This window comes from Streptomyces sp. NPDC107550, assembly GCF_055639095.1.
Genome location: NZ_JBVKBC010000003.1, coordinates 204,813 through 216,989 on the forward strand (window position 1 = coordinate 204,813; position 12,177 = coordinate 216,989).

Annotated in this window: 8 protein-coding genes; 5 read left to right on the plus strand and 3 right to left on the minus strand. The window is 72.4% G+C overall.

The genetic code is table 11. The features are described from left to right. Positions 1-69: 69 nt before the first annotated feature. The 3 genes from ACZ7LY_RS06005 to moeZ all read left to right on the plus strand — a co-directional run bounded on the left by ACZ7LY_RS06005 (position 70) and on the right by moeZ (position 3,026). The gene (locus ACZ7LY_RS06005) at positions 70-1,038 is read left to right on the plus strand and encodes an NAD-dependent epimerase/dehydratase family protein (RefSeq protein ID WP_471623299.1); all 969 of its coding nucleotides are present in this window, start codon (positions 70-72) and stop codon (positions 1,036-1,038) included. Next, a complete protein-coding gene (locus tag ACZ7LY_RS06010; RefSeq protein ID WP_471623300.1) occupies positions 1,026-1,775 on the plus strand; it encodes a spherulation-specific family 4 protein in 750 nt (249 codons plus the stop codon). The genes ACZ7LY_RS06005 and ACZ7LY_RS06010 overlap by 13 nt, the downstream gene beginning before the upstream one ends. Positions 1,776-1,847: 72 nt before the next feature. Beyond that, positions 1,848-3,026 carry an adenylyltransferase/sulfurtransferase MoeZ gene (moeZ, locus tag ACZ7LY_RS06015; RefSeq protein WP_471623301.1) on the plus strand — a complete coding sequence of 393 codons (1,179 nt, stop codon included), beginning with the start codon at positions 1,848-1,850 and terminating at the stop codon, positions 3,024-3,026. Positions 3,027-3,186: 160 nt separating this feature from the next. Here moeZ and ACZ7LY_RS06020 read toward each other — a convergent pair whose 3' ends face one another. From ACZ7LY_RS06020 to ACZ7LY_RS06030, 3 genes are all read right to left on the minus strand, one after another. After that, on the minus strand, positions 3,187-3,405 hold the full coding sequence (locus tag ACZ7LY_RS06020; protein WP_471623302.1) for a hypothetical protein: 219 nt from the start codon (positions 3,403-3,405) through the stop codon (positions 3,187-3,189). A 159-nt stretch (positions 3,406-3,564) separates the two neighbouring features. Next, a complete protein-coding gene (locus tag ACZ7LY_RS06025) occupies positions 3,565-5,106 on the minus strand; it encodes an alpha/beta hydrolase (RefSeq protein ID WP_471623303.1) in 1,542 nt (513 codons plus the stop codon). Between the two features lie 116 nt (positions 5,107-5,222). Further along, positions 5,223-8,024, minus strand: a complete 2,802-nt coding sequence (locus ACZ7LY_RS06030) for a lysylphosphatidylglycerol synthase transmembrane domain-containing protein (protein ID WP_471623304.1) — start codon at positions 8,022-8,024, stop codon at positions 5,223-5,225. Positions 8,025-8,188: 164 nt separating this feature from the next. On the opposite strand from ACZ7LY_RS06030, the gene ACZ7LY_RS06035 reads away from it, so the two are divergent. Both ACZ7LY_RS06035 and ACZ7LY_RS06040 read left to right on the plus strand, forming a co-directional pair. Further along, complete coding sequence (locus tag ACZ7LY_RS06035; protein WP_471623305.1) at positions 8,189-8,554, plus strand: MGMT family protein; 366 nt, start codon at positions 8,189-8,191, stop codon at positions 8,552-8,554. 278 nt (positions 8,555-8,832) lie between these two features. Further along, complete coding sequence (locus ACZ7LY_RS06040; RefSeq protein ID WP_471623306.1) at positions 8,833-12,120, plus strand: ATP-dependent helicase; 3,288 nt, start codon at positions 8,833-8,835, stop codon at positions 12,118-12,120. Positions 12,121-12,177 lie beyond the last annotated feature (57 nt).

Here is a 12,177-nt window from a genome sequence, read left to right on the forward strand (position 1 = left end):
GCAGCGCGGAAACCATGACCGGTGCCCCGCGCGCACGGCACGCGGAACGCGGACCCGGGGAGGTGCCCGATGAGGGTTCTGCTGATCGGGGCCAACGGATACCTCGGCCGCTTCGTCGCCGACCGTCTCCTGGCCGACCCCGCCGTCCAGCTCACCGCCCTCGGCCGCGGTGACGACGCCGACGTCCGCTTCGACCTCGCCACCGGCAGCCCGGGCGCGCTCACCCGGTTCCTCGACGCCGTGCACCCCGGGGTGGTCATCAACTGCGCGGGCGCCACCCGCGGCGGCGCCCGCGAACTCACCCGGCACAACACCGTCGCCGTCGCCACCGTCTGCGAGGCCCTGCGCCGCAGCGGCTGCGGCGCCCGCCTCGTCCAGATCGGCTGCGGCGCCGAGTACGGCCCCTCCCAGCCCGGCTCGTCCACCGCCGAGGACGCGGTGCCCCGCCCCGGCGGCCCGTACGGCGTCAGTAAGCTCGCCGCCACCGAACTCGTCCTCGGCTCCGGCCTCGACGCGGTCGTCCTGCGCGTCTTCTCGCCCGCCGGACCCGGCACACCCGCCGGCTCCCCGCTCGGGCGGCTCGCCGAGGCCATGCGGCGCGCCATGCAGTCCGGCGACGGCGAACTCAAGCTCGGCGGCCTCGGCGCGCAGCGCGACTTCATCGACGTACGCGACGTCGCCCGCGCCGTGCACGCCGCCTCGCTCTCCGCCGCGCAGGGCGTCATCAACATCGGCTCGGGGCGCGCCGTCCGCCTGCGCGACGCCGCGTCCGTCCTCGCCCGCGTCGCCGGATTCGGCGGCGCCCTCCACGAACTCGACGCGCCGGCCGTCCCCCTGCGGCCGACCATCGGGCACCCGCGCTCCGAGTCCGACCACGGGATGCACCCCGCGCCCGCCGCGTACCCGTACCCCGACGGATGCGGGAGCTGGCAGCAGGCCGACGTGCGCACCGCCCGCGACCGGCTCGGCTGGCGCCCCCGCATCAACCTCGAAGAATCCCTCGCCGACATCTGGATGGAGGCGGCATGCCGTATCTGACCCCCACCGCGACCGGCCTGTCGAGCACCGACGTACGACTCGGCTTCGGCATCCCCGGCTTCGCGCACCCCCTCGTGGCCCCCACCGAATGGGCCGAACTCACCCGTCCCACCACCCCCTTGCACTGGGTCGTCCTCAACGTCGCCGGCGGCCCCGGCGCCCGGCCCGACCCGCACTGCCTCGAAGCCGCGGGCCGGCTGCGGAACGCGGGCGTGCGCGTCCTCGGCCACCTCGACATGACCTACGGCGCCCGCTCGTTCGGCGAACTCGTCTCCGACGCGCACCGCTTCCTCGACTGGTACCAGGTCGACGGCTTCTTCCTCGACCGCTGCCCCACCGAGCGCGCCGTGCTCCCCGAGGTCCGGCGGACCGCCACCACCCTGCGCGCCCTCGTCCACGGCGCCCACCTCGTCCTCGGCCACGGCACCCACCCCTACCCGGGGTACGCCGAATCCGCCGACCAGCTCGTCACGTTCTGCGGACCCTGGAGCGACTACCGCTGGTCGCAGGTGGCCGAGTGGACCGCCGACTACCCGCCCGAGAAGTTCTGCCACTTCGTCCACGGCATGCCCGGCGGGCACCTGGAGGAGGCGCTGCGCATCGCGCGCTGGCAGGGCGCGGGCACGATCTACTTCACCGACCGCACGGACCGCGACGGCGCCGGAGCCCCCTGGGAGGCCATGCCCGGGTACTGGGACGAGATCGTCTCGCGCATCGGACCGGGTGTCTCGGAATGAAGAAGGGCGTGGCAGTGTTACAGACGGAACATCCGTACGTAGATACCGACCAGCTGCATTAATGAGGTCTCCGTGTCGCTGCCACCCCTGGTCGAGCCAGCTCCTGAGCTCACCGTCGACGAGGTCCGCAGGTACTCCCGCCACCTGATCATCCCGGATGTCGGGATGGACGGGCAGAAGCGGCTGAAGAACGCCAAGGTGCTCTGTGTGGGCGCAGGCGGCCTCGGGTCCCCGGCCCTGATGTACCTGGCCGCAGCGGGCGTCGGCACGCTGGGCATCGTGGAGTTCGACGAGGTCGACGAGTCGAACCTGCAGCGCCAGATCATCCACAGCCAGGCCGACATCGGCCGTTCCAAGGCGGAGTCCGCGAAGGACTCGGTCCTCGGCATCAACCCGTACGTGAACGTCGTCCTGCACGAAGAGCGGCTCGAAGCCGACAACGTGATGGACATCTTCAGCCAGTACGACCTGATCGTCGACGGCACCGATAACTTCGCCACGCGCTACCTCGTCAACGACGCGTGCGTGCTGCTCAACAAGCCCTACGTGTGGGGTTCCATCTACCGCTTCGACGGCCAGGCCTCGGTGTTCTGGTCCGAGCACGGGCCGTGCTACCGCTGCCTGTACCCGGAGCCCCCGCCGCCGGGCATGGTGCCCTCCTGCGCCGAGGGCGGCGTCCTCGGTGTGCTGTGCGCCTCCATCGGCTCCATCCAGGTCAACGAGGCGATCAAGCTGCTCGCCGGCATCGGTGAGCCGCTCGTCGGCCGCCTGATGATCTACGACGCCCTGGAGATGCAGTACCGCCAGGTCAAGGTCCGCAAGGACCCCGACTGCGCGGTCTGCGGCGAGAACCCGACCGTCACCGAGCTGATCGACTACGAGGCCTTCTGCGGCGTCGTGTCCGAGGAGGCTCAGGAGGCGGCCGCCGGCTCGACGATCACTCCCAAGCAGCTCAAGGAGTGGATCGACGACGGTGAGAGCATCGAGATCATCGACGTCCGCGAGCCGAACGAGTACGAGATCGTCTCCATCCCGGGCGCCAAGCTGATCCCCAAGAACGAGTTCCTCATGGGCACCGCCCTTGAGGGGCTTCCGCAGAACAAGAAGATCGTCTTGCATTGCAAGACGGGTGTCCGCAGTGCGGAAGTCCTCGCCGTGCTGAAGTCCGCCGGCTTCTCGGACGCCGTGCACGTCGGCGGCGGCGTCATCGGCTGGGTCAACCAGATCGAGCCCGACAAGCCGGTCTACTAGATCCACTGGACCGCCCCCACGCGGCCCCTCGCCCCGAGCGGGCCGCCCGGCACGGCCCTCGGTCGGTGCCTGAGCTGACGGTTTCGGACGGGCCTCGCGCCGAGCGCGCGGGGCCCGTCCGGCATGTCGGGCCCTTGTGGAGTCTCCCGCGCCCCGCAGGTCAGGCGCACACCGTGTCGTCGCACGGTATTCGACCCTCCAGTAGAGGGGCGTCCACCGCGAAGCCCACGCCCGAGCCGCACGAGCCGCCCGAGCCGCCCGAGCCGTACGCACCGTGCCCCTCGGGGCCGGCGGCCGCGTCCAGGATCAGCCGGCCCCCCTTCTCAGGGGCCAAGTGGGCGTGGACGCCGCCCAGTTCGCTCCCGTACGCGACACCCACGCAGCGCAGCCTGAACTTCCGTGTGCGTGCGCCTGTCCGCGCCCGCGCAGTCTTTGTCCTCACGGCACATCCCCCCTCGGCCGCCTCGTCTCGTGAGGCGGTCAGGCCATCGTAGGAGCGGTCACTGGCAACCGCCCGAGCCTGTGGACAACTCGGCGATCACGAACAAACCGTTCCCTCTTCCGGGGTCTTGCCGTCGAGGAGATATCGGTTTACGGCCCCGACCACGCACCGGTTGCCGCTGTCGTAGGCGCCGTGCCCCTGCCCCTTGTACGTCAGCTCGACACCGACCCCCTTGCCCAGCGCGTCGACCATCTTCCGCGCGCCCTCGTACGGTGTCGCCGGGTCTCCGGTGTTGCCGACGACGAGGATCGGGGGCGCGCCGGGGGCGGAGACGTCCGGGTGAGCGGCGGCGCCGTCCACGGCCCAGTCCGTGCAACTGAGCATGCCCCAGGCCAGATAGTCGCCGAACAGGGGAGAGGCGGCACGGAACTCGGGCAGCTTCGCCTCGACGTCCTTCGGCGTGGGGCGGGCCTTGTCGTCGGCGCAGTTGATGGCGATGTTGGCGGCCTGCATATTGCTGTAGCTGCCGTCCTCGTTGCGGCCGTTCATCGAGTCGGACAGCAGCATGAGGATCTTGCCGTCGCCGTCGTAGGCCGCCTGGAGCCCTTCGGTCAGGTACTCCCAGAAGTCCTTCGAGTACAGGGACTGGGCGATGCCGTTGGTGGCGGCGGTCTGGGTGAGGTCGCGGGGGAAGACGCCCGGGATCGGCTTCTCCCGCAGTTCCTTGAGCAGCTTGGCGATCTTCTGCTCGACCTCTTGGGGCGTGTCGCCGACCGGGCAGTCCTCTGCCTTGGACGTGCAGTCCTTCGCGTAGTTGTCGAGCGCGAGCTGGAACCCCTTGGCCTGGCCGAGAGCGCCCTGTTCCGAGCCCTGCGTGGGATCGACGACGCCGTCGAACACGGCCCGGCCGAGCTTCTTGGGGAACAGATGCGCGTAGACGCCGCCCAGTTCGGTCCCATAGGAGATGCCGAAGTAGTGCAGCTTGTCGTCGCCGAGCACCTGCCGCATGAGGTCCATGTCGCGGGCCGCGTCCGTGGTGCGTACGTGGGGGAGCATCGGCCCGGAGTTCTTGGCGCAGGCCCTGTTGAACGTCCTGATGTTGTCGAGGAGTTCGTGCTGCTCGTCGGTGGTGTCGGGGATCGCGTCCTGCTGGAAGTAGTCGTCGAGCTGTTTGTCGCTCTCGCAGGTGACACCGGCGCTGCGGCCCACCCCGCGCGGGTCGAAGCTGACGAGGTCGTAGCGGGCGCGCAGCTTCGCGTACGTGCCGGCGAAAGCGGGCAGCGTGGTGACGCCCGAGCCGCCGGGGCCGCCGAAGTTGAAGACGAGCGAGCCGACGCGCTTGGCGGGCGGCCCGTCGGCACGCGCGCGGATCAGCGCGAGGTCGATCGTGGGGCCCTTGGGGTCGCTCCAGTTCCGGGGCGCCTTCATGGTGGCGCACTGCCAGTCCGCGCCGCCGGGCAGAGGGGAGGGCGCGGCGCCCCCGCCCTCGGAATCCGCGGGCGCCGGACAGTCCTTCCACGCGAGCTTCTGGGACGGCAGATCGGTGTCGTCCCGGGCCTCTTCACCGCATGCGGAGAGCGAGGCGGACAGCAGTGCGGCGGTGACGGCCAGGGCGGCGGCGCGGGGCGGCATGAGCATGCCTCCCATCCTGCGGGCCCCGGATGCGCGGCGCTCGGGCTGCGGGCTGTGCGGGTGAGGACACACTGAAGGGCGTTCAGGGGCCCGCGACCCCGGCATGATCCGAAGGACAGGCCCTAAAGGGCGCCCTTGCGCGTGAGGTGGTTGAAGAACAGCCAGCCGGGCAGCACCGGCAGCCACAGGGTGAGCAGGCGGTACAGCAGCACGGCCGGGGCGGCGACCTCCTTGGGCAGCCCGACCGCGATCAGACCGACCGTCAGCGTCGCCTCGACCGCGCCCACACCGCCGGGGGTGGGGGCCGCGGAGCCGAGCGCGTTGCCCGCGAGGAAGACGACCGCGACGCTGGCCAGGCTCAGGCTCGTCGTGTCGTCGCCGAAGGCGCGGATCGACGCGTCCAGGCACATCACGAAGCAGGCGGTCAGCAGCAGCATGCCGCCGATGCCGGTGACGAGCTTGCGGGGGCGCTGGAGCACGTCGAGCATGCGCGGCACGACACCGGCGAAAAGTGACCGCACGCGCGTGACGACGAATTTCCGCAGGAACGGGATCGACGTCACCACAAGAGCGAGGACCGCCACCGTCAGCAGACCCGCGATGACGGTCCGGGACGGCGACAGCGACGGCGTCTTCTCCGTCCCCGTGAGGTAGCCGAACGTGAGCAGCAGCAGGATGTGGCTGCACATGCCGAACAACTGCGAGGCGCCGACACTGGCCACGGCGAGCCCGGGGCGGACCCCGGCGCGTTGCAGGAAGCGGGTGTTCAGCGCGACACCGCCGACGGCGGCGGGCGCCACGATCTTGACGAACGAACCGGCGACCTGGGCGGCGACGGTCCGCATGAAGGGCACGCGTTCCGGCACGAAGCCCAACAGGCTCATCGCCGCGGCCACGTAACTGAGCGCGGAGAAGACGACCGCGAGGCCGACCCAGCCCCACTCCGCCTCGCCGACGATCTGCCCGAAGTCGATGTGCGTGAGCTGCGACAGCAGGAAGTACGCGCCGATCGCACCGGCGATGAAGCTGATCAGGGTGCGTGGCCGGATGCGCTCCAGACGGGCCGGCTCGACCGGCGCCTGGGGGCGGATGCGCAGCACCTGGTGGCGGATCTGGGTGAGCAGGTCCTCCTCGCGGGCCTCTTCCAGCGCCTCGTCCATGGCCCGTTTCTCGGCCTGCCGCTCGGCCTTCTCGGACTTCTTCTCGCTCTTCTTCTCCGCCTTCTTGTCCGCGCGCGCGGGCGTCACGTCCGCGGCTTCGGCGGCTTCCTCCAGGCGGGCCTGTTTGGCCCGGCCGGACGCCTCCAGGACGGCCTCGCGCTCGCGCTGGGCGCGCTCCCGCCCCAGCCTGCGCAGCGTGGCCCTGGTGGTGCGGGTGAGGGCGATCGGCTGGAGCATCGGCAGACAGTCCGCGACCGCGTCGGGGCCGAGGACGCCCACCGCGGAGGCCACGGACCGCTCCGCGCCCACGCGCAGGCCCAGCGTGGTGAGCATCTGCGCGATGTCCATGCGCAGCAACAGATCCCCGGCCGCGATCTCGCCGCCGCGCAGATCGGTGAGGAACACCGTGCCGGAACGATCCACCAGAAGCGCGTCGCCCGCGAGGCGCCGGTGCGCGATCCGGCGCGACTGGAGGGCGCGCACCTGGTGCCAGGTGTCGCGCAGCAGCTCGTCGGTGATCTCCTCGTCCGGCACCGCGTCCAGGGAACGGCCGCCGATGTGCTCGTAGACGAGGATGACCGCGTCGGGTCCCAGTTCGGAGGTGGCGATGAGCTTCGGCGCGTTCGCCCCGGCGGAGATCGCCGCGTAGGCGAGCAGCGCCTCCTGCTCGAGGGCCTGGCGCAGCGACTGCAGGCTGCGCCGCTGGGTGATGCCGCGCAGTGTCAGACGGCGCCATACGCGGTAGAAGAACCCCTGCGCCTGCTGCTCGCGGTCGACGACGGTGACGTCGAGCGGAGGGCCGTCCTCCAGGGTGACGAAGTAGCGCCGGCCACGGTCGCCGTTCTCCGTGGTGCCCTCGTGTGCCTCCTCGCGGGAGGCGCTGACCGGGTGGAAGCCGACGTGCCGCAGGCCGGCCAGGAGGGTCTGCCCGGTGGGCCGCACGTTCGGCGAGCCGACCGCATACAGCGTGCCGTAGGCGACGGTCCAGCCGATGAGGATCGTCAGGATGATCGAGAACGGTGTCGTGTAGCCGGTGACCAGCATGGCGAACGCGTCGAGCAGCAGCACCACCCACAGCACGACACGCCAGCGTGGTCGCCGGGACATCCCGACAGCCGTCATATAGGCGATCACGGGCGCCAGATAGCCGTGCACAGGATCGGTGAGCGCGTGGATGTCACCGGGCGACACCTTGGTCAGCGCGTCCTGGATGGACTGCGGCGCGGCCTTGGCGACCCACAGGTCGGTGGCGAGCGTCACCCCGTGCGCGAGCACGGCGGCGAGCACGCCGTCCGCGATCCGCAGCCCGTCGCGCTTGATGAGCCGCTCGATGGCGAACGCGACCGGCACCAGCAGGATGGCGATGCTGGAGGCCAGCCCCGCGAACTTGCTCAGCAGGTCGGGGGCCTGCCCCGTGCCCTTGTTGATGTCCTGCGCGAAGCCCGACGTCGTGCCGTGCGCGAAGGCGGCGATGGCTAGCAGTACGACGACCGCCAGCACCCCCACCAGGAGGCGCATCAGGTCGGACGGGCGATGCACGCGCGCGGGGAGCAGCGGTTCGTCGCCGTCGACCTGCTCCGCGTGCGCGTGCGCGTCCACGCAGTCCGGGTCGTGCAGCGGCTCCTCGTGGCGGGCCGGCTTGGCTTCCTTGTCCGCGGACGTGCCGTCCGCCTCCTCAGGGCGCGCCGGTGTCACAGAAGTGCCCTCCGCGTCGTCGGGGTGCACGCTCTGCTGCTCCGTCGTCTCGTGTCGATCTCGTATCACCAGTCACCGCCCGCACGATGGTGGCATGTCCCGTCGCCGTAGAGGGGCATCAGGGTGCATTCGTGATGCAGGAAGTCGTCGGCAAGCGCCTTCTTGTGTCTCTCTCCACAGGGCATCCGCCGTCTCCGCCCGCGTTGTCGGTGGCGTGCGGCAGGATGGGACGGATGAGCGAGGAGAGCGGGCCGGCGCACGAGCTGCCCGAGTACGCGGAGCGGGTCCTGGAGGTCGCCGAGCTGATCCCGCCCGGCCGCGTCATGACCTACGGCGACGTCGCCGAGTGGCTTGAGGAGGGCGGACCGCGCCAGGTGGGCCGCGTGATGGCGCTGTACGGAAGTGCCGTGCCGTGGTGGCGTGTGGTGCGGGCCGACGGGCAGCTCCTGCCCGGCCACGAACTGCGCGCGCTCGGCCACTACCGCGACGAGGGCACGCCGCTGCGCGAGGCGTCCCGGGCCGCCGAGGGCCATGTGCCGCGCCTGGACATGAGACGCGCGCGCTGGGACGGCCGGCCGCGTACGGAAGCTCACACGTGACAGCTTCGGCCATCGCGCGCGTGGGCGGGCGGCTGGTGGCCCGTACGGGGGAACCGGGGCGGGAGGGGCACCACGGGCCGTCCCCGAGCGTTCGTGAGAACGGGCACATCCGTGCCGGGGGACACACGGGAGACGCGACGGAAGCCCCGCTTCCGCCACACTCGACGGCGTAGCGTCGACGGCACCGCCGATGACGGCCACCTCCTTCACCCCTCAGCCGCCGTCCCGCACGGACGGCGCTCCGACCACCAGCACACCCACCAGGACCAGCGATCCACGTGAGCCCCACTTCGTCCACCAGGCACCTGTCGCACCCTCAGGTACGACAGGGGGTCCCCGGCGCGTACCGGCTGGTACGTACCCCGCCGGCGCCGCTGGACCCCCCTCGTCTGGACGCACGGCAGCGGGCGGTGGTTGACCATGGTCACGGACCGCTGCTGGTGCTCGCCGGACCGGGCACGGGCAAGACGACCACGCTGGTGGAATCCGTCGCCGCGCGCATCGACCACGGCACGGCCCCCGAGCGCATCCTCGTGCTCACCTTCAGCCGCAAGGCCGCCGTCGAACTGCGCGACCGGATGGCGCTGCGCATAGGGGCGGCCCGCTCCCCGCAGGCCACCACGTTCCACTCGTTCTGCTACGCGCTCGTCCGCGCCCACCAGGACGCCGACCTGTTCGCCGAACCGCTGCGCCTGCTGTCAGGTCCCGAGCAGGACGTCACCGTGCGCGAGATGCTCGCCGGGCACATCGACCTGGAGCAGGCCGGGCTCGCCCATGTCCGCTGGCCCGACGAACTGCGCGCCTGCCTCACCACGCGCGGGTTCGCCGACGAGGTCCGCGCCGTCCTCGCCCGCAGCCGTGAGCTGGGCCTCGCGCCCGCCGCCCTGCACGCCTTCGCGCGCCGTATCGGGCGCCCCGACTGGAGCGCCGCCGCGACCTTCCTCGCCGAGTACCTGGACGTGCTCGACATGCGCGGCGTCCTCGACTACGCCGAACTCGTGCACCGGGCCGTCCTGCTGGCCCGCAGCCAGGGCGTCGCCGAGGAGCTGGCCGCCCGCTACGACGCCGTCTTCGTCGACGAGTACCAGGACACCGACCCCGCCCAGGTGCGGCTCCTGCACGCCCTCGCGGGCGGCGGACGCACCCTCGTCGCCTTCGGTGACCCGGACCAGTCGATCTACGCGTTCCGCGGCGCCGACGTCAACGGCATCCTCGACTTTCCCGCCGACTTCCCGCGCGCGGACGGCACGCCCGCGCCCGTCGAGGTCCTCACCACGTCCCGCCGCTCCGGCGCCGCCCTCCTGGAAGCCACCCGGCGCGTCACCCAGCGCATGCCCCTCACCCGGCTGCCCGCCGACAAGGTCCGTGCCCACCGGCAGCTCGCCCCCGCGCGCGAAGGCGGCCGTACCGAGGTCTACACCTACCCGACCAGCGGGACGGAGCTGGACAACATCGCGGACATCCTGCGCCGCGCCCACCTGGAGGACGGCCTCCCCTGGAGCGACATGGCCGTCCTCGTCCGCGCCGGCTCCCGCAGCATCCCCGCCATGCGCCGCGCCCTCACCGCGGCGGGCGTCCCGCTCGACATCGACGGCGACGACCTGCCCCTGCGCCACGAACCGGCGGTCGCGCCCCTGCTGACGGCCCTCAAAGCGGTCTCGTACGGCCCCGCGGAGACCGCCGACGACACCTGCTGGCTCGACACCGAGACCGCCCTCGACCTGCTCGCCTCCCCACTCGCCGGGATGGACGCCGCCGATCTGCGCCGCCTGGGGCGCGCCCTGCGGGAGGAGGAGCGCGCGGCGGGCAACCCGGTGCCGCCGCCCTCCGACGACCTCCTCGCCCGCGCCGTCGCCGAGCCGGAGCGGCTGGCGCTGCACGACCCCGCCTACGCGCGCGGAGCGCAACGCCTCGGGGCGCTGCTCGCCGCCGCCCGCGCCACACTCGCCGAGGGCGGCACCGCCGAAGAGGCCCTGTGGGAGCTGTGGAACGGCACGCCCTGGCCGCAGCGGCTGGAGCGCGCCGCCCGCCGCGGCGGCGCCGCCGGCCGCAACGCCGACCGGGACCTGGACGCCGTGTGCGCCCTGTTCGCCGTCGCCGCGCGCGCGGAGGAGCGCATCGGCGGCAGTGGCGCCCGCAACTTCCTGGAGGAGCTGGACGCGCAGGACATCGCCGCCGACACCCTCGCCGGCCGCACCGTGCGGCCCGACGCCGTACGCCTGATGACCGCCCACCGCTCCAAGGGCCTGGAGTGGCGGCTCGTCGTCGTGGCGAGCGTCCAGGAGGGGCTCTGGCCCGATCTGCGGCGCCGCGGCTCCCTCCTGGAGGCCGACCGCATCGGCCGCGACGGACTCGCCGAACCCCTCACCCCCGGCGCCCTGCTGGCCGAGGAGCGGCGCCTGTTCTACGTGGCCGCCACACGCGCGCGCGAGCGGCTCGTCGTCACCGCGGTGAAGGCGCCCGCCGACGACGGCGACCAGCCCTCCCGCTTCCTCACCGAGCTGGGCGTCGAACCCCAGGACGTCACCGGCCGCCCCCGCAGACCGCTGGCCGTCGCCGCCCTCGTCGCCGAACTCCGCGCCACCACCGTCGACCCCCGCGCCTCCGACGCCCTGCGGGAAGCCGCCGCCCGGCGCCTCGCCCGCCTCGCCGCGCTCAGCGACGACGACGGCCGGCCCCTCGTACCCGCCGCGCACCCCTACCGCTGGTGGGGCATGTACGAGCCCACCGAGAGCAAGGTCCCCCTGCGCGACCGCGACCAGCCCGTCGTGCTCTCCGGCAGCGCCCTCGACCAGCTCGCCAACACCTGCGCCCTGCAATGGTTCCTCGGCCGCGAGGTCAAGGCCGACGCCCCCGCCACCGCCGCCCAGGGCTTCGGCAACGTCGTCCATGTCCTCGCCGACGAGGTCGCCTCCGGACGCACCCCCGCCGACCTCGACGTCCTCATGGAACGCCTCGACTCCGTGTGGGACGCGCTCGCCTTCGACGCGCCCTGGAAGTCGCAGCAGGAGAAGGAGCACGCGCGCGTGGCGGTCGAACGCTTCCTCCAGTGGCACGTCATGGACCGCTCCGGCCGCACCCCCGTCGCCAGCGAGCACGGCTTCGACGTCACCCTCGAAGCAGGCTCGTACGAGGTCCGCATCCGCGGCTCCATGGACCGCGTCGAGGCCGACACCGAAGGCCGCGCCTACGTGGTCGACTTCAAGACCGGCAAACAGGCGCCCAGCGCCGCCGAGGTCGACCGCCATCCGCAGCTCGCCGTCTACCAGCTCGCCGTCCGCGAAGGCGCCGTCGACGACGTCTTCGACGGCGCCCGCCCCCACCCCGGCGGCGCCGAACTCGTCCAGCTCCGCCAGGGCGCCCCGAAGAAGGACGGCGGTGAGACCCTGCCCCGGGTGCAGGCGCAGCCGCCGCTGGAGGGGGAGTGGGTCGGGGACCTGCTCGCCACGGCCGCGGGGAAGGTGCTCGACGAACGGTTCGCGCCGACCACCGGGCAACACTGCACGCACTGCGCCTTCCGCGCCTCGTGCAGCGCACGGGCCGAGGGGCGCCACGTGGTGGAGTGACGCCGCTCGCGGGAGCGGCGCCGGCCGCCTTCGGGGCCGGACGGGCGGGCGCTGTCA